This window comes from Azohydromonas australica DSM 1124 (genome assembly GCF_000430725.1).
GTDB classification, from domain to species: Bacteria; Pseudomonadota; Gammaproteobacteria; order Burkholderiales; family Burkholderiaceae_C; genus Azohydromonas; species Azohydromonas australica.
Map to the genome: position 1 here is coordinate 25,877 of NZ_KE387214.1, position 17,355 is coordinate 43,231.

The window sequence follows — 17,355 nt, forward strand, 5'->3', positions numbered from 1 at the left end:
AACCACATCAAAGGTCGTCACAACAGCGCCAAAGGCGGCCGTCACGGACGGCAGTGTATCGCGCGGGCTGGAACTACCCCATGCCAGCCAGGGCCACGGCCGCGCCAGCCCCGTCCCAGGCCGGCGGACGGAGTTGATCGACGGCCCACAGCCACAGCAGCGCCACGTCGATGTAGGCGCCGCCGTAAGCCGCATAGACGCGAACCTGGGAGAAGCGGTCCGCGAAGCGCTGGGCGTGGTCACTCCAAGGTTGCGGCCACTGCCGCGTGGGGCCTGCGCACCTGGGATGCCGTGCCCGGCGCTTGGCGTTGCGCCGCAGATTCACATGCGCACGCTGGACGCCGGCCTGCATGTCCCTGAGGCACCTGGGCACCTGTCCTTGACTCTGCAGCGGCTACAGGGTTTGCAATCCAGCCTGAAGCAAGCATCGAACCCTCATGGACAAGACCAACGTTTCCTCCTGCCAAGGTCACTGCGGCTGCTCCGCAGCGGCTGCGGTGCCAGCCGCACCTGCGCTTCGCGTCTCGCGCTACCGCATCGACAACATGGACTGCCCCACCGAGGAGGCGCTCATCCGCGACCGCCTGGGCCGGGTCGAGGGCGTGCAGCAGCTCGACTTCAACCTGATGCAGCGCACGCTCGACGTGCACCACGCGCTGGCGACGGCGCAGCCTGTCGAGGCGGCCCTGGCTTCCATCGGGATGAAAGCCCAGCCCCGCGACGAGGCGCAGGCGCGCACCTCGGTGCTGACCATCTCCAAGATGGACTGCCCCACCGAGGAGGCGCTGATCCGCAGCAAGCTGCAGGGCATGCCCGGCATCCTCGGCCTGGAGTTCAACCTCATGCAGCGCAAGCTCACGCTGCACCACAGCGCCCAGGCGCTGCCGCAGGCGCTGGCGGCGCTGCGCGCCATCGGGCTGGGCGCCGATGAGCCCGACCCCGGTGCGGCGCTCGCCGGCGCAGCGCGCGACGTGAACGACCTGCCAGGCGAGCGCGAGCCCTGGTGGCCGCTGGCGTTGTCCGGCGCCGCGGCGCTCGCGGCCGAGGCGGTGGAATGGCTGCAGCCTGACAGCTCGTGGCTGGTGCTCGCGCTCGCGCTCGTGGCCATTGGCAGCGGCGGGCTGTCCACCTACAAGAAGGGCTGGATCGCGCTGCGCCACCTCAACCTCAACATGAACGCGCTGATGTCCATCGCCGTCACCGGCGCGATGCTCATCGGCCACTGGCCCGAAGCCGCGATGGTGATGTTCCTCTTCGCGGTGGCCGAGCTCATCGAGGCCAAGTCGCTCGACCGCGCCCGTCACGCGATTCGCGGGCTGCTGGAGCTGGCACCCGACAAGGCCACCGTGCTGCAGCCCGACGGCAACTGGACGGACGTCCTGGCCTCCAGCGTCGAGCCCGACGCCCAGGTGCGCGTCAAGCCCGGCGAGCGCATCGCGCTCGATGGCCAGATCGTCTCGGGCCGCTCGACGGTCAACCAGGCGCCCATCACCGGGGAGAGCATCCCCGTGGAGAAGGCTGCGGGCGACAAGGTCTTCGCCGGCACCATCAACGAGTCCGGCTCCTTCGAGTACCGGGTCACGGCCCGCGCCGGCGACTCCACGCTGGCGCGCATCATCCATGCCGTGGAGTCGGCCCAGGGTGCGCGCGCACCCACCCAGCGCTTCGTCGACCAGTTTGCGCGCATCTACACGCCGGCCGTCTTCGCCGTGGCACTGGCCGTGGCCGTGGTGCCGCCGCTGGCTCTGGGCGCCGAGTGGCTGACGTGGGTCTACCGGGCCCTGGTGCTGCTGGTGGTGGCCTGCCCCTGTGCGCTCGTCATCTCCACCCCCGTGACCATCGTCAGCGGCCTTGCGGCAGCGGCCCGCAAGGGCATCCTCATCAAGGGCGGCGCCTACCTGGAAGCCGGGCGCCGCCTCACGGCCATCGCCCTGGACAAGACCGGCACGCTCACCCACGGCAAGCCCGAGCAGACCGACGTGGTGGCCCTGGGCGGCGACGAGGGGCCGCTGCGCCGCATCGCCGCCAGCCTGGCGTCGCGCTCGGATCACCCCGTGTCGCAGGCGATCTCGCGCGCTGCGCGGCGCGACACCCTCCCCGTGCTCGACGTGCAGGCGTTCTCCGCACTGCCGGGCTACGGCGTGCAGGGCAGCGTGGACGGCACCACGTACCAGCTGTGCAACCCGCGCTGGACAGAGCAGCGCTTCGGCCCCCCTTCGCAGGCCGAGCAAGCGCGCATGCAGGCGCTGGAGCAGCAGGGCAAGACGCTCGTGCTGCTGAGTGACCAGAGCCGGGTGCTCGCCCTTTTCGCGGTGGCCGACACCGTCAAGGACAGCAGCCGCAGCGCGGTGGCCGAGATGCAGGCGCTGGGAGTGCGGACCGTGATGCTCACGGGCGACAACCCGCACACGGCCCGCGCGATCGCGGCGCAGGTGGGCATCGACGACGCCCGCGGCCACCAGCTGCCCGAGGACAAGCTGCGCTTCGTCGAGGAGGCCAGCCGTGGCGGCCAGCACGTGGGCATGGTGGGCGACGGCATCAACGATGCGCCGGCACTCGCGCGCGCGGACATCGGCTTTGCCATGGGGGCCGCGGGCAGCGACACCGCCATCGAGACGGCCGACGTCGCGCTCATGGACGACGACCTGCGCAAGGTGCCCGCCTTTGTCCGGCTCTCGCGCGCAACCGCCCGCGTGCTCGTGCAGAACATCGTCCTGGCGCTGGGCATCAAGGCGGTTTTCCTGGTGATGACCTTCACCGGCCAGGCCACGATGTGGATGGCCGTCTTTGCCGACATGGGCGCGAGCCTGCTGGTGGTGTTCAACGGCTTGCGGCTGCTGGCCTGGTCGGACCGTTCACCAGCGCCTGGCGCCGCCGCACCGGAGCGGCTTTCGCCAGCAGCACGGTGATTGCGCCGGCCGGCCCGCGCCGGCCCACCCCTGGTGCAGGAGCGCTTGGATGGACAGCTTGCGGGCTTGACGGGCATCAATGCGCTGGACGGGATCAGGTCAAGAATCTTCCAAGCATTCCGCCAAGAGCGGTGTCGAGGCTTGGGCAGTCATCAGCCAGGCCAATTGCGTTCGTGACCCTGGAGGTCCGTGATGAACAAGCGAGTTCTTGCCATGGCAGTTGCCGCAGCGCTGGTCTTGCCGGCATGCGCACAGCAAGGGGGGGCACCCAGCGGCAGCACACAGGCTCAGCCTGCGGCGCCCAATCCGGCCGAGTTCGACAAGCAGATGGCCCAGGTGCAGGCGCAGATGCGCCAGATGCAGGCGCAGATGGAGCGCATCCGCTCCACGCAGGACCCCCAGGAGCGCCAGAAGCTGATGCAGGAGCACTGGAGCAGCATGCAGGCCGCCATGACCGCGATGCACTCGATGTGGGGACCCGGTGGCGCCATGGCCTGCTGCATGGGCGGCGCGGGCAACATGACGGGTGGCCCCGGGATGATGCGCGGCCCGATGATGGGCTGGGACCACATGCGCGGCTACTACTCCAGCCTCACGCCCGAGCAGATTCGCCAGCGCCAGTACATGACGGACCAGTACATGCCGATGCAGCAGATGATGATGGACCACATGATGTGGCACCAGCAGTGGATGATGAATCCGCCGGCTGCCGCACCGGCGAAGTAGCCAGGAAGGACGGCCGCCGCTGGCGGCCACGCGCCCGGCAGTGCGCTGCGCCTGCCCGGGCGACGAGGTTCCCTGGCTGCGGCTACTCAAGCCGCCCGCGGTGGCTGGGCACGCCGGCCTGAGAGCGCGTTGAGCCGGAAACCGACCAGCGCGATGGCCAGCACGACGAGCTGTGCCGTCACGGTCTCCAGCGAAGGAAACAGCCCCAGCAGCTCGATGCGCGGCGAAGGAATGGGGCTCGCGGAGAGCCAGCCGGCCTCCTGGAGGGCCGCCACGCCCTTGCCGCACAGCACCACGGCCAGCAGGGCCACCAGGACCGAGCTGATCGAGAAGAACTTGCCGATGGGCATGCGCGCACTCGTGCGCATGAGCGCCCAGGCGATGACGGCCAGGATCGCCACCCCGGCCGCCAGCCCGCCCAGCAGTGCGGCGCCGTTGCCCTCGACGGCCAGCGCCGAGTAGAACAGGACTGTCTCGAACACCTCGCGGTAGACCGCGATGAAGGCCAGCGCGAACAGTGCCCAGGCCGAGCGGCGCGACATCGCCGACGACAGCTTGTCCTTGAGGTACGCCTGCCAGCGCCCCGCGCTGCTCTTCTGGTGCATCCACAGCCCCACGGCCAGCAGCACGAGCGCGGCAAACAGCGAGGAAACCCCCTCCGTCACCTCACGGCTGGCGCCACTGATGCCCACCACGTAGGTGGCCACGCCCCACGTTGCGCCGCCGGCGGCCAGCGCGCTCATCCAGCCCGCGTGCACATGCCGCACTACGTCGTGGCGCTGCGCCTTGCGCAGGAACGCCAGCATGCCCACGATGATGAGCAGTGCCTCGACGCCTTCGCGCAGCAGGATGGTCAGCGCGCCCAGGAACGTGGTCACGGGGTCGGCTGCGCCCTTGCCCAGTTCGGACTCCACCTGCGCGAACACGCCGTCGAGCTGCTGAGCCATCGCCGCGGCCTCCTCGGCCCGACCAGAGGCCAACGCCCCGCGATAGCTCAGCATCCGCGCCTCGACCTGTGCCGTCAGATCCTTGTTGCGCGCGGACAGCGTCGGCTCCAGCGGCTCGAAGCCATCGAGGTAGGCGGACAGGCCCAGCCGGGTCGCCTCCGGGAAGTTGCCCGCGCGTGCCGCGGCGACGCTGCGCTGCAGCTGCGCGCGCGCCAGCGCCACGCCCGTGGGCTTGCCCTGGGCAACGGCCTGCGGCTGCGAGCGCAGGTAGGCCACCACGTCCCGGGCCTCGTCGGCACCAAGGGCCGTGGCGGCTGCGCCTTCCGTGGTCGTCGTGACGGCGGCGAGGTCGCCGAACTGCGTCCTGGCCGCCGAGCTGTTCTTCCACAGCGCCTGGCCGCGCTCGCGCATGGCCGCGTCGTACGACAGCCCGCCGGCGAAGAATGCCAGCGCCCAGCGATCGGACTCCGGCAGGCTGGCAAAGCCGGGCATGGACGTGCCGCCCACGCCCTGCGTGACGATCTGGTAGAGCGCAAGCACGCTGCGCGAGCGCGCACGCTCGCGCTCGGTGAAGGCCACCGGCTTGGGGTCGAGCCGGGCCGCCAGGGGCCCGTCACCGTGGCCACCGGCGCCATGACAGCTTGCGCACTGCGCCTGGTACAGCGCCGCGCCGCGCTGCAGGTCCGGCAATGCCTTGGGCGCCACCGGCACCGGGTACGCCGCCAGGAGCTGGTCGCCGGCCTGCCGCGCCAGCGCGGCCACCTCGGTGCTGTGCACCCGCTGCTCCACCGCCTGCTGCACGGCCGCCACCGCCGCCACCAGGCGCTCGCGCGCGGTGTTCGGGGGCAGCGCTTGCGCTTGCCGCAGCGCGTTGGCGGCGAACTCGCGCATCTCGGCGTACTCCGCCTCGCTCAAGACCTTGCCATCGGCGACGGCACCACCGTAGTCCACGCCCACGTAGTCCAGCAGTTGCCACACCTGCCTGACGGAGGCTTCGGAAGGGGTGTCGTTGGCTGCAGCGAGGCTGCACCACAGGCACAGCGCCAGCAAGGTGCCAAGGAGTCGGACAAGGACGTTCTTCATGATGGGAATGATTATCGTTCCCTGTATTGGAAACCCTATAGCGGGTGTAGAGTCAAGCGCTGTTCATTCAATGGCCTGCATGGCGGTAGAGGCAACGTGAAGATCGGCGAACTGGCCAGCCAGACGGGGACGGCCGTGGAGACCATCCGTTTCTACGAACGCGAGGGGTTGCTGCCCGAGCCTGAACGCACGGCGGGCAACTACCGCGTCTACACGGCGGCGCACGTGGAGCGACTGGCCTTCGTGCGCCACTGCCGCAACCTCGACATGACGCTCGACGAGATCCGGGTGCTGCTGCGCTACAAGGACGCGCCCGAGGACAACTGCGGCGAGGTCAATGCGCTGCTGGACCAGCACATCGGGCATGTGGCACAGCGCATCCGCGAGTTGCGCTCACTGGAGAAGGCTCTCAAGGACTTGCGCCAGCAGTGCAACCAGGGCCAGCAAGCACGGGACTGCGGCATTCTCAACGAACTCACGCAGGCAGCCAACCAGGCGCCTTCATCGCGTTCGCATCGGTCGAGCCACGTCAAAGGTTGCCACTGAAGGCCAGGGCAGAGCTACCTGGGGCGGCGTCAGGGGGCATGTCACTGCTTCGTGCCGCCTTGAAGGTTTCCAACCGGCCGCAGCTCCGTCACCGTCAGTATCCCGCTGATCACCGTCAACACGAAGCTCACCGTCTGCCCGGCGGTAACGGTGCCCATATCAACCGAGGCAGCCACCGGAAAGTCCATCGTCATGGCCGGCATGCCCAGGCTCGGCATGTCGTCGTGGTCCACGGTGATCAGCCGGTCGGGGACATCGAGGTCGAGTAGCTTGCCCCTGCCCTGGAACGTGGCCGGCGCAGCCGTCGATGCTTTCGCAGTGGCAGCAGTAGCGGCAGCCGGCGCTGGCTCGGCACCCTGAGCCGCCATGACAGCCGCGCACAGTGCCACGGCTGCGAAAGGGATGCTCGTTGATCTTGCTCGCATGCTCACCTTTTTGAAGCAGGCTGCTCGTTGCCCTGCGAAGTCTCCGGCGCCTCGCGCTGCGACGTCGCGTGGCTGAGAGCCGCGCCCAGGGCGTCGAGCTGGCGCTGCCGGGTGCGCAGCCTCGTTGCCGGAAACGCCGCTGCGAGCCAAGCATAGACGACGTACTTCAGCAGCTTGCCGGCCCACAGCGCCAGGATGACCTGGGCCACGGGCAGCCGCGAGATGGCCGCGAACATGAGCGCCGGCGTCAGGGGCAGCGGCAATGCCGAGATCAGCAGCAGCGCCGGGGTACCGTAGGCGCCAAGCCACCGGGTTGCATCCAGCCAGGCCGCCGAGCGCACGACCTCGGGATAGCTGTCGAAGAAGCGCGCCCAGCCCAAATGGTGAAACACCAGGTACAGCAGCGCTGACCCCGCGGCGGAGCCCAGGCTGCCGCCCAGCGCCAGCGCGAACCAGCGCCGGGGGGCGAGCAGCACGGCGGCCACGAGGATCGAGGCGAAGGGCACGCTCATCGACAAGGTGGCCGCCAGCGCCATGCCGGCGACCACCACCGGGAAGCCCCGGTGCTGCGCGTGCCGCGTCAGGCTGCGCAGCAGCCCGGTCTCCAGCGTGGGACGCAACACCACGGCGTGCGCGTCACGGGTGCCGGGGCTGTGCCGCGCTGCGTGCCTTCCTGGCGCGCATGAGCACGTAGGCCGCCGGCACCACGAACAGCGACAGCAGCGGCGCCGTGACCATGCCGCCGAGCATGGGCGCGGCGATGCGGCTCATGACCTCGGAGCCCGTGCCCGTGGCCCAGACGATGGGCACCAGGCCCGCCAGGATCACGGCCACCGTCATGGCCTTGGGCCGCACCCGCAGCACCGCCCCCTCTCGGATGGCGTCGAGCACCACGTCGCGGCTGGGCGCCAGGCCCTGGTCGGCCCGATCCTGCAGCGCGTGCTTGAGGTACAGCAGCATCACCACGCCGAACTCGGCCGCCACGCCCGCGAGCGCGATGAAGCCCACGCCCGCAGCAATGGACATGTTGTAGCCCAGCACCCACAGAAACCAGATGCCGCCCGTGAGCGCAAAGGGCAGCGTGGCCATGATGAGCAGCGCCTCGTCGAAGCGCTTGAAGGTCAGGTACAGCAGCACGAAGATGATCAGAAGGGTCGCCGGCACCACGACCTTGAGCCGGGCGTTGGCGCGCTCCAGGTACTCGAACTGGCCCGAGTACGCCAGGCTCATCCCCGGCTCCAGCTTCACGTCCTTGGTGACCGCGGCGCGCAGGTCGTTGGCCACCGCTGCGAGGTCGCGCCCGCGCACGTCCACGTAGACCCAGCCCGAGGGCCGTGCGTTCTCGCTCTTGAGCAGCGGCGGGCCGTCCGTGACCTGGATCTTGGCCACCGTGCCGAGCGTGATCTGCTGACCCATGGGCGTGAGGATGGGCAGGCTGGAGAGTCGCTCGGGCGAGTCGCGCCACTCGCGCGGGTAGCGCAGGTTGATCGGAAAGCGCGCCAGCCCTTCGACAGTCTCCGCCACGTTCTCGCCGCCGATGGCGCCTGCCACCACCGCCTGCACGTCGGCGATGCTCAGGTTCAGCCGCGCTGCGGCGGCGCGGTCGATCTGCACGTCGATGTAGCGCCCGCCGGTGAGCCGCTCGGCCAGGGCCGAGGACACGCCGGGGACGCCCTTGGCGATGCGCTCGACGTCCAGCGCCACGCGGTCGATGGTGGCGAGGCTGCCGCCCGTGACCTTCACGCCGATGGGGCTCTTGATACCGGTGGCCAGCATGTCCAGGCGGTTGCGGATGGGCGGCACCCAGATGTTGGCCAGGCCCGGGATCTGCACCGTGCGATCCAGCTCCTCCACCAGCTTCTCGGGCGTCATGCCCGCGCGCCACTGCTCGCGGGGCTTGAGTTTCACCGTGGTCTCGAACATCTCCAGTTGCGCCGGGTCGGTGGCGGTCTCGGCGCGGCCGGCCTTGCCGAAGACCATCTCCACCTCGGGCACGGTGCGGATCATGCGATTGGTGATCTGCAGCAGCTCCGAGGCCTTCTGGGCCGAGAGGCCCGGCAGGGCCGAGGGCATGTAGAGCAGGTCGCCCTCGTCGATGCGCGGCAGGAACTCGCCACCCAGGCGCGACAGCGGCCACAGCGTGCTGGCAAAGACCAGCACCGCCAGGGCGAGCGTCGTGCGCGGCCGATGCAGCACCCACTCCAGCACCGGGCGATACACCGCGATGAGCACGCGCGTGATCGGGTTCTTCTGCTCATCAGGAATGCGCCCGCGAATCCACAGTCCCATGAGCACCGGGATCAGCGTCACCGACAGGCCCGCGGCCGCGGCCATGGCGTAGGTCTTGGTGTAGGCCAGCGGCCCGAAGAGCCGCCCCTCCTGGGCTTCGAGCGTGAAGACCGGGATGAAGCTCAGCGTGATGATGAGCAGCGAGAAGAAGAGCGCGGGGCCTACCTCCTCCGCTGCGCTGGTGATGACGCTCCAGCGCTCGTCGCCCTTGAGCTCCTGGCCCGGGTGAGCGTGCTGCCAGGCTTCGAGCTTCTTGTGCGCGTTCTCGATCATCACCACGGCCGCGTCCACCATGGCGCCGATGGCGATGGCGATGCCGCCGAGCGACATGATGTTGGCGTTGATCCCTTGCCAGCGCATCACGAGGAAGGCAGCCATCACGCCCAGCGGCAGCGCGATGATGGCCACCAGCGCCGAGCGCAGGTGCCACAGGAACACCGCGCACACCAGCGCCACGACGATGAACTCCTCGACAAGCTTGTCCTTGAGGTTGTCGATAGCCCGCTCGATGAGCGCGCCGCGGTCGTAGGTCGTGACGACCTCGACGCCCTGGGGCAGGCTCTTTTGCAGCTCTGCGAGCCTGGCCTTGACGGCGTGGATGGTCTCCTGCGCGTTCTTGCCCGAGCGCAGGATGACGATGCCGCCCGTGACCTCGCCCTGGCCGTCGAGCTCGGCGATGCCGCGGCGCATCTCGGGGCCGATCTGCAGCGTGGCCACGTCGCCGAGCTTGACCGGCACGCCCGCCCGCGCGGCCAGCGGGATGTTGCGGAAGTCGTCGAGCGACGTCAGGTAGCCGCTGGCGCGCACCATGTACTCGGCCTCGGCCAGCTCCAGCACCGAGCCGCCGTTTTCCTGATTGCCCGCCATCAGCGCCTCGCGCACCTGGGCCTGCGTGATGCCGTAGGCCGCGAGCTTCACGGGGTCGAGCACCACCTGGTACTGCTTGACCATGCCGCCTACGGTGGCGACCTCGGCCACGCCCGGCAGGCTCTTGAGCTCGTACTTCAGGAACCAGTCCTGCAGCGCGCGCAACTGCGACAGGTCATTGCGCCCGCTGCGGTCAACGAGCGCGTACTGGAACACCCAGCCCACGCCCGTGGCATCCGGGCCCAGCGCGGTCTTGGCACCGGCGGGCAGCCGGCCCTGCACCTGGTTGAGGTACTCCAGCACCCGCGAGCGCGCCCAGTACAGGTCCGTGCCGTCCTCGAACAGCACGTAGACGAAGCTGTCGCCAAAGAAGGAGTAGCCGCGCACGGTGCGCGCCCCGGGCACCGACAGCATCGTGGTGGCCAGCGGGTAGGTCACCTGGTTCTCCACGATCTGCGGCGCCTGGCCCGGCAGCGTGGTGCGGATGATGACCTGGACGTCCGAGAGGTCCGGCAGCGCGTCAACCGGCGTCGTGCGCAGGCCCCAGATGCCGGCGGCGGCAAGGAACAGGGTGGCCAGCAGCACCAGGAAGCGGTTGCCGACCGACCAGCGGATGAGGCTGGCGATCATTGTCCGCTCCCCGTGCCGTGACCGGCGTGGGCATCGTGGCCGGCATGCGCATCCTGCGGTGGCACGGGTGCTGGCACGGGAGCCGCGGCTGGCCTGGCCGGCGCCGCGCCGTCGCGCGTGATCGCCGTGACGACCGCCTCGTCACCCTGCATGCGGAAGCTGAAACGCACCGGGTCCTCGCCCTTGAGCCCCTTGGCCATTCCGGGCCGCTCCAGCTTGAAGGGCATGGTCATGGGCGGCCACTTCAGCGCCGCCACCGCCTGGTGGTCCAGCGTGATGGTGTCGCCCTCGACCTCGACCACCTTGCCGCGGGTCTCGTAGGTGGCCGGGACAGCCGCGGGCTGGACAGCCTTGGTCGTCGCCGCAACCGCGGGGGCGGCCCCGTGGGCGCTTTCATGGCCGGGCGCGGCTGCAAGGGCAGCGGGCGCCGGCGCCGTGCCGGCTGTGGCCTGCGCCACGATGCCGCGCAGGCTGGCCTCGGAGTCGATGAGGAACTGGCCGGAGGCCACCACCTGCTGCCCGGGCTCGATGCCGCGGCGCACGGCGATGCGCTCGCCCACCTCGGGGCCCAGCTCCACTTCGACCGGGCGGTAGCTGCCCGGCGCGTCCACCACGTACACCAGCGCGCGGCGCCCGGTGCGGATCACGGCTTCTGCCGGCACCGTCACCGCCTCGCCCTGGGCACCGCCTTGCAGCTGCACCTGGGCGAACATGCCCGCACGCAGCCGCTGGCCCGGGTTGGGCAGCTCGATGCGCACGCGCAGCGTGCGGGTCTCGGCACTGGCCTCAGGCAGGATGGCCAGCACCTTGCCGCGCAGCGCCTCGCCCGGCGCAGCCGCCAGGCGCACGCTGGCCGGCTGGCCGATGGCAACACTGGAGGCCTGCACCTCCGGCAGCGCGGCCTCGACCCAGACCGTGCCCAGGCCGTTGATGCGCGCCAGCGTCATGCCCGGCGCCACCGTCATGCCCTGACGCACCATCAGCTCGGCGATCAGGCCGCCGCCGGGCGTGGTGATGGTGGTCGTCGCCACGGGCCGGTTCTCGCGTTCGACGCGCTCGACAAGGCCCGCAGGCATGCCCAGCAGCACCAGGCGCTGGCGTGCCGCAGCCGTGAGCGACGCGTCGCCGGTGGCGCGTACGGCCAGGTATTCCTGCTGCGCGGCCAGCCATTCCGGGTGCAGCACGTCGGCCAGCGGCGCGCCAGTGCCGATCACGTCGCCCGGGGCGCGGGCATAGACGCGCTCGACGAAGCCGTTGGCACGCGCCTGCACGATGCTCACGTCGCGCTCGTTGAGCTGCACCGTGCCGACGGCGTCCACCGCCGTGGCAAGCGTTCGCTTCTCGGCCGTGGCCACGCGCAGGCCCAGCGCCTGCATGGCCTGCGGCGACACCGCCACGCCACCGGCTGCCGCACCGCCGGCCTCGTCGGCGTACTTGGGCTGCAGCGGCATGTCCATGTAGGGCGACTTGCCCGGCTTGTCGAACTTCATGTCCGGCTTCATCGGGTCGTACCAGTACAGGATCTGGCGCTCGGTGGAAGCGGCCGGCGCCGTGGCGCCGGCGTGATCGGTGCCGATGTGCGAGGGCGTGCGCCAGGTGGCCAGCCCCCAGCCGGCGGCCATGCCGGCGGCGAGCAGCACGACGGCCAGGGCAATCTTCTTGGGTTGGGTGTTCATGGTGCTCACTCGGCAGTCAGGGTGTTCAGGCGCACGCGCAGGTCCACGCGCTCGGCGTCCAGGCTCAGCGTGCGCAGCCGCTGCTCCAGCGCCGCAGCGCGCGCGGCGAGCACCGCGCCCAGGTCGCTGCGGCCGGCCTGGTAGGCGGTGGTGACAAGCGACACGCGTTCGGCGGCCAGGCGCTGGCCGTCCGTGCGCAGCCGCTGTGCCTGCGCATCCAGCGCCTGCAGCTCGGCCAGCTGCATCTCGACCTCTTCCCCGTGGCGCCGGGCCGTGTCCTCGCGCTCGGCTTCCACGCGCTCGAGCTCACGGCGCTTGCTCGCAACCTGCGGCTCCTGGCGCTGCCCCTGGCGCAGCGGCAGGTCGAAACTCAGCTGGAAGGACACCATGTCGTCATAGCGGGGACGCCGGGCATAGGCCACTTCCCAGGACCAGTCGCCGCGCTTTTCCGACTCGGCTTCGCCGATCTCGGCCCGGGCCATGGCGGCCATCGCCTCGAAGGGCTGCAGCTCGACGTGGCGGTGCAGTGCCTCCCGCACGGCCTCGGCGCGCACGGTCAGCGCCGGTGGCTCACCGGCCAGCGGCTCGTCGGCGCGCGGGCCCACCAGGCGGCGCAGCGTGGCGCGAGCCTTGGCCACGTCGCGCTGGAACTCGTCCTGCCGGTCGTCCAGCGCGAGCGTTTCCTGCCGCGCCATGGTGAGATCCGTGGGCTGTGCGCCGCCCGCGGCGATGCGCGCGGGCAGGGTCTGCAGCAGCAGCCGGTTCTCGCGCCGGAAGTCCTCCAGCAGGCCCAGCCGCTGTTCGGCGTAGTGCACGGCGAGCCAGGCGCGCATCGCCTCGCGCCGGGCCTGCAGCTCCGCCACGGCGGCCAGGCTGCGTTCGCGCTCGGTGCGGGCCTGTGCCAGCTGGGTGCGGGCCTCGCGCTTGGCGCGGTTGGGCATCTCCTGCATGACGCCCACGCGCTGCATCGTCATGAAGTCGCGCGTGAGCTTCCAGCGGTCCATGCCCGTGACGGGCAGGTTCTCCACGCCCACCGACAGGCGCGGGTCCGGCAGCGCCGCGGCGGCGGGCTCCGCGGCCTGCGCGCCAGCGGTTGCCGCCTGCTGTGCGCGCAGCGCCGGCGAGACTTGGCGCGCCAGGTCCACTGCTTCAGTGAAGCTCAGGGCGGCAAAGGCGATGGGAGCGTGGAGGGCGACAAGCGCCAGGGTGCAAGCGGCGGCCAGACGGCGCAGCCGAGGCTGCCGTGGCGCGGCAGCGGCGGGTTGCGCGAGGCGCGCACCCGGGAAGAAGACAGACATGGCGGACCTTCGGAAATCCAGTGACCAAGGACAAAAGACGGGAGCCCAGCGCGCACGCCGATGGCGGCGTGCCGTCTGGAAGCAACCCGTCAGGTCAATTCCGAAGTGAGAGGTGCGACAGGTAAATGGGAGGCGAGCCGCGCGGGGCGCCGTCCGTGGGCGGCCGCGAACGGGCTGCGACCGATGGCGAAACGGCCAGGACCGGCACCACCCACAGCAGCACCGGTAGGGCAGCCAGCGCCGCCCCGGGCTCGGTGCCCGGCTGCGGTGTCACGGAAGCGGTGCCCTGGTCGCAGTGCGCCTTGCACAGCTGCGGCTGGTCGGGGTCCATCGTGGCGTGCATGTCGCCGTCGCAGTCGTGCATGAGCACGGCGTCGGCGGGCATGGGAGCGGAGGGCACCTTGGCCTGCGGGCAGGCATAGGCGGCCGTCACCAGCTGCACCAGCAGCACGAACGCAGCCAGCCAGGAGGCCAGGCTGCGACGGTGACGGACGGTCAGGAACATGGGAGGCAGTCTAGGCGCGCGGCGCCGGCCGGAATTGAGCTTGCTCAAGATCCCGTAACAAATGGACGGCATGCGGGAATGGGGCTTGCCTCGAATGCGGCGCCTTTTTCACGGAAGACCGCCATGGAAACAAACCGCACCTTGTGCCTGCGCGTGTGCGCCGTTGCCCTGTCTTGCCTGGGCAGCCTCGCCGCCAGTACCGCCCATGCACAGGCTTCGGCGCCAATGGGCTCCTCGGGGCAAGGCTCCTCGTCGATGCAATCGGGCGGTTCGGGCTCGATGGACATGCACGGCACCATGATGCGCGGCATGGAGCAGATGCAGCAGATGAAGCCCACGGGCGATGCCGACCGTGACTTCGCCACCATGATGAAGATGCACCACCAGCAGGCGGTCGAGATGTCACAGGCCTACCTCAAGCAGGCCAAGTCGCCCGAGCTCAAGAAGATGGCGCAGAAGATCGTGCGCGATCAGCAAAAGGAGATTGGCCAGTTCGACAAGTGGCTGCAGTCGCGCAAGTAAGGCCCGGTTGAGCGGCAGGGCCACTGCCGCTACTAACGACCAAGCTGCCCAAGGTCGTCCAGGATCGGGCAGTCTGGGCGCTCATCGCCGTGACAGCACGAAGCCAGACGCTGCAGCGTCTGCTTCATCGCCGTCATCTCGGCGATGCGCCGCTCCAGGTCGGCGACGTGCTCCAGCGCGATGCGCTTGACCGAGGCGCTGTTGCGCCGGCGGTTCTGCCAGAGCTTGAGCAGCTCGGCGATCTCCGCCATGCCAAAGCCCAGGTCACGCGAGCGGCGGATGAAGCGCAGCATGTGCACCTCCCGCTCGCCGTACTGACGATAGCCCGAGTCCGTGCGCCGCACCTGCGGCAGCAGCCCCAGCGACTCGTAGTGCCGCACCATCTTGGCCGAGACGCCCGAGCGCGCGGCGGCCTCGCCGATGTTCAGGACGGGCGTCTCGGTGGCGGCAGCAGGCATGGCGGGCTCCTCGTGATGGGCTTGTCTTGGACGGCGGCGGTTTGGGCGCACCTTGCAGGGTGGGTCGGTGCGCAGACACTTCGCCATTCAGCATGAAGCTTTCCATGATGGCAAGGTCAAGTCATCGTGACCCATGTCCATGTCGGTGGGTGCAGTTCGAGAGAACAGGTGTTGACCTTCCCATGGTGGGAAGGTTGAAGCTGTCGGGCATCAGCAACCCACCAGCCAGGAAGGTCACCATGATCGAGTTCACCGTCCCCGAGATGAGCTGCGGCCACTGCGTCGGCGCCATCACCCAGGCCCTCAAGGCCGCCGATCCGGCGGCCCGGGTCGATGTGACCCTGGCCGACAAGAAGGTCAGGGTCCAGAGCACGCTGGAGCGCCAGGCGCTGGCCCAGGCGCTTTCCGAGGCCGGCTACGAGCCAGCCGCGGCCATCCCTGCCACAGGCCCTGCGCGCGGCGGCTGTGGCTGCGGCTGCCGCTGAAGGGGCGCCAAGGGGGCTGCGACTACAGCCGCTGCGAGATCTCCAGCAGCGGCTTCATGCCGGAGCCAAAGCGCCGCATCGGCTCCAGGTTCTTCTGCAGCTCGCCGTAGGGCAGGTAGCGGATGCCCAGCGACGACACGCGCGAGAAGGCCGGGCGCTGCAGTTGCAGCCGCACGTCCTCGCGCCGGTTGTCGGGTGCGACCAGGAACAGCACGCTGCCCTCGCCGATCTCGCATCCCAGCGCCAGGTCCAGCATGCGCACGATGCCGGAGTAGATCGATGTCGAGTGCTCGACCTCGAAGGCTGCGGCCACCTTCGCGCTGGCCGGATCGATCCATACCACGTCGATCAGGCGCACTGCGTCCAGCCCCGTGCCCGCCGTGGGTGGAAACTCCGCCAGGCACCCGTCGGAGAGCCGCCCGCCCGCGTACTCGCGGCTGCGGTCGTTGGCCGCGATCCAGACCTTGAAACCCAGCGCATGGCCCAGGTCGCGCAGCCAGCCCTGGACCTGCGTGTGGGTCGTGTCGTTCTCCTTCTCCGCCGCCCAGGCCTTTTGGGCCGCCGCGGACTCCTCGCGTACCTTTTGCAGGTCGGCTTCCCAGGCCTGGAGGGCCGCCGCATCGTCCGCACGTGGCGGCGCGGCATAGCGGCCGCTGCCGATGTCAAAGAGCAGCCCGGCGATGGCGCCCAGGTCGTTGGAGAGCTGCGTGCGATGCGCCTGGTTGAGCCGGATGGCGCCTTCTCGCATCGAGAGGTAGTGGTCCCAGCGTCCGAGCTTGACGTTGCCGCCCGTCACTGCGTTGTAGCCCCTGACCATCGCGGTGTTGAAGGGCATCACGAGGGTCGGGTGGATGAAGTACAGCAGGTTGGCCACCGCCGGACCCAGGCCCTTGATCTGCAGCGCGTCGATGCGCTGGATAGCCTCGCCCACGGCCTCGGCCGTGTCGCAGCAGTCACAGCTGTGCAGCAGCCGCGCGAAGGCCCGCTGGTTGGCGGCGTTCTCGTAGATGTCGGGAATGCGCAGCTTGGGTTTCCACAAGAAGGCGTGGTCCGCGCCCTTGAAGAGCTGGCGCTGCTCGGCGACGGACGCGACCACCGTCTCCAGCGCCGAGCCGCGGTAGGCATTGCCGAAGGTCCCGGCCTCGATCTCGCGCACGACCTGCCCGATGCCGCGGCGGATGGAGCGGAAGTTCTTGAGCCGCTCATCCCAGAGGAACCAGGTGTTGTAGGTGCTGTGGGGATCGGCTTTCCAGTGCTCGATGAGGATCGCCAGGGTGTCGTGCATCGCGGGAGTCCAGGTCTTGTGCGTCTTGTAAGGCCGGGAATGGTAAGAGGCGGTGACTGCGGCGATGCCCTGCAGATCAATCGATGCTCAGGCGCGCAACTCCCTCCAGCGCCGCAGCAGCAGCGCATTGCCCGCCACGCTGGCCTGGTTTGTGAACGGCGGTCAGGAAGTGCGCTTTTCCGGCGGTGATGGCGCGCTTTTTTGTTCCCGCAAGGCTCCCTTCTGTGGATAACTGCATGCGGCGTCGCGATTGTGGAAAACCGCTGTCGCGAGCGGCCTGGCCGACCTACGCCGGCTGATCCCACCTCGCGCTCAGCGACTGGAGTTGCACCACGGCACTTGGTTTTTTGTCATGATTCCAGTAAAGTGGAATCATGGAAGAGAAAGATGTTGTTCGATCGCTCGCCGCGCTGGCCCAGCCGGCGCGGCTGCAGGCGTTTCGCGCCCTCGTGGTGGCCGGCGAGCAGGGCCTGACGCCCGGCGCCATGGCCGAGGCGCTGGGACTGCCGGCGTCCACGCTGTCGTTCCACCTCAAGGAGCTGGCCAACGCGGGCCTGGTGACGCAGGAGCGCGAGAGCCGCAACCTCATCTACCGCGCCGCGTTCGAACAGATGAACGCGCTGCTGGCCTACCTCACCGAGAACTGCTGCCAGGGCGTGGCTTGCCTGCCCGCGGCCAAGCCCTGTACCGACTGCTGACCCAGC

The 17,355-nt window shown here is 69.8% G+C and carries 17 protein-coding genes; 6 read left to right on the top strand and 11 right to left on the bottom strand.

The window, feature by feature from the left end:
• Nucleotides 1-73: 73 nt before the first annotated feature.
• On the bottom strand, nucleotides 74-352 hold the full coding sequence (locus H537_RS50030; RefSeq protein ID WP_051244348.1) for a YnfA family protein: 279 nt from the start codon (nucleotides 350-352) through the stop codon (nucleotides 74-76).
• An 85-nt stretch (nucleotides 353-437) separates the two neighbouring features.
• On the opposite strand from H537_RS50030, the gene H537_RS47410 reads away from it, so the two are divergent.
• Both H537_RS47410 and H537_RS0135415 read left to right on the top strand, forming a co-directional pair.
• Nucleotides 438-2,909 carry a heavy metal translocating P-type ATPase gene (locus tag H537_RS47410; RefSeq protein ID WP_064736104.1) on the top strand — a complete coding sequence of 824 codons (2,472 nt, stop codon included), beginning with the start codon at nucleotides 438-440 and terminating at the stop codon, nucleotides 2,907-2,909.
• Nucleotides 2,910-3,101: 192 nt separating this feature from the next.
• Nucleotides 3,102-3,635 (top strand): hypothetical protein, encoded by a 534-nt coding sequence (locus H537_RS0135415; RefSeq protein WP_029001665.1) that lies wholly within the window; start codon nucleotides 3,102-3,104, stop codon nucleotides 3,633-3,635.
• An 86-nt stretch (nucleotides 3,636-3,721) separates the two neighbouring features.
• Here the strand turns inward: H537_RS0135415 and H537_RS0135420 are convergent, their stop codons facing one another.
• Nucleotides 3,722-5,665 carry an FTR1 family protein gene (locus H537_RS0135420; protein WP_084151200.1) on the bottom strand — a complete coding sequence of 648 codons (1,944 nt, stop codon included), beginning with the start codon at nucleotides 5,663-5,665 and terminating at the stop codon, nucleotides 3,722-3,724.
• A 96-nt stretch (nucleotides 5,666-5,761) separates the two neighbouring features.
• Here H537_RS0135420 and cadR point away from each other — a divergent pair, with 96 nt between their 5' ends.
• Nucleotides 5,762-6,211, top strand: coding sequence for a Cd(II)/Pb(II)-responsive transcriptional regulator (cadR, locus tag H537_RS47415; RefSeq protein ID WP_043461575.1), 450 nt, complete (start codon nucleotides 5,762-5,764; stop codon nucleotides 6,209-6,211).
• Nucleotides 6,212-6,252: 41 nt separating this feature from the next.
• Here cadR and H537_RS56370 read toward each other — a convergent pair whose 3' ends face one another.
• The 6 genes from H537_RS56370 to H537_RS0135455 all read right to left on the bottom strand — a co-directional run bounded on the left by H537_RS56370 (nucleotide 6,253) and on the right by H537_RS0135455 (nucleotide 13,901).
• Nucleotides 6,253-6,636, bottom strand: a complete 384-nt coding sequence (locus H537_RS56370; RefSeq protein ID WP_043461577.1) for a copper-binding protein — start codon at nucleotides 6,634-6,636, stop codon at nucleotides 6,253-6,255.
• Nucleotides 6,637-6,638: 2 nt separating this feature from the next.
• Nucleotides 6,639-7,262 carry a YqaA family protein gene (locus H537_RS47425; protein ID WP_238446929.1) on the bottom strand — a complete coding sequence of 208 codons (624 nt, stop codon included), beginning with the start codon at nucleotides 7,260-7,262 and terminating at the stop codon, nucleotides 6,639-6,641.
• 10 nt (nucleotides 7,263-7,272) lie between these two features.
• Nucleotides 7,273-10,422 carry an efflux RND transporter permease subunit gene (locus H537_RS0135440; RefSeq protein ID WP_029001667.1) on the bottom strand — a complete coding sequence of 1,050 codons (3,150 nt, stop codon included), beginning with the start codon at nucleotides 10,420-10,422 and terminating at the stop codon, nucleotides 7,273-7,275.
• On the bottom strand, nucleotides 10,419-12,098 hold the full coding sequence (locus H537_RS0135445; protein WP_029001668.1) for an efflux RND transporter periplasmic adaptor subunit: 1,680 nt from the start codon (nucleotides 12,096-12,098) through the stop codon (nucleotides 10,419-10,421). Before H537_RS0135445 ends, H537_RS0135440 begins: the two co-directional genes overlap by 4 nt.
• A gap of 5 nt (nucleotides 12,099-12,103) precedes the next feature.
• Nucleotides 12,104-13,396 carry a TolC family protein gene (locus tag H537_RS0135450; protein ID WP_029001669.1) on the bottom strand — a complete coding sequence of 431 codons (1,293 nt, stop codon included), beginning with the start codon at nucleotides 13,394-13,396 and terminating at the stop codon, nucleotides 12,104-12,106.
• Nucleotides 13,397-13,490: 94 nt separating this feature from the next.
• On the bottom strand, nucleotides 13,491-13,901 hold the full coding sequence (locus H537_RS0135455; protein WP_029001670.1) for a hypothetical protein: 411 nt from the start codon (nucleotides 13,899-13,901) through the stop codon (nucleotides 13,491-13,493).
• Between the two features lie 123 nt (nucleotides 13,902-14,024).
• On the opposite strand from H537_RS0135455, the gene H537_RS50450 reads away from it, so the two are divergent.
• Nucleotides 14,025-14,423, top strand: a complete 399-nt coding sequence (locus H537_RS50450) for a DUF305 domain-containing protein (RefSeq protein WP_064736106.1) — start codon at nucleotides 14,025-14,027, stop codon at nucleotides 14,421-14,423.
• A gap of 32 nt (nucleotides 14,424-14,455) precedes the next feature.
• Here the strand turns inward: H537_RS50450 and cueR are convergent, their stop codons facing one another.
• Complete coding sequence (gene cueR / locus H537_RS0135465; RefSeq protein ID WP_169517157.1) at nucleotides 14,456-14,881, bottom strand: Cu(I)-responsive transcriptional regulator; 426 nt, start codon at nucleotides 14,879-14,881, stop codon at nucleotides 14,456-14,458.
• A 239-nt stretch (nucleotides 14,882-15,120) separates the two neighbouring features.
• Here cueR and H537_RS47435 point away from each other — a divergent pair, with 239 nt between their 5' ends.
• The gene (locus H537_RS47435) at nucleotides 15,121-15,366 is read left to right on the top strand and encodes a heavy-metal-associated domain-containing protein (RefSeq protein ID WP_051244359.1); all 246 of its coding nucleotides are present in this window, start codon (nucleotides 15,121-15,123) and stop codon (nucleotides 15,364-15,366) included.
• 22 nt (nucleotides 15,367-15,388) lie between these two features.
• On the opposite strand, the gene H537_RS0135475 is transcribed toward H537_RS47435, so the two are convergent.
• Both H537_RS0135475 and H537_RS54735 read right to left on the bottom strand, forming a co-directional pair.
• Complete coding sequence (locus tag H537_RS0135475; RefSeq protein ID WP_029001672.1) at nucleotides 15,389-16,651, bottom strand: type II restriction enzyme NmeDI-related protein; 1,263 nt, start codon at nucleotides 16,649-16,651, stop codon at nucleotides 15,389-15,391.
• 76 nt (nucleotides 16,652-16,727) lie between these two features.
• On the bottom strand, nucleotides 16,728-16,889 hold the full coding sequence (locus tag H537_RS54735; protein ID WP_169517158.1) for a hypothetical protein: 162 nt from the start codon (nucleotides 16,887-16,889) through the stop codon (nucleotides 16,728-16,730).
• A 136-nt stretch (nucleotides 16,890-17,025) separates the two neighbouring features.
• On the opposite strand from H537_RS54735, the gene H537_RS0135480 reads away from it, so the two are divergent.
• A complete protein-coding gene (locus H537_RS0135480) occupies nucleotides 17,026-17,349 on the top strand; it encodes an ArsR/SmtB family transcription factor (RefSeq protein WP_029001673.1) in 324 nt (107 codons plus the stop codon).
• The last annotated feature ends 6 nt before the right edge of the window (nucleotides 17,350-17,355 follow it).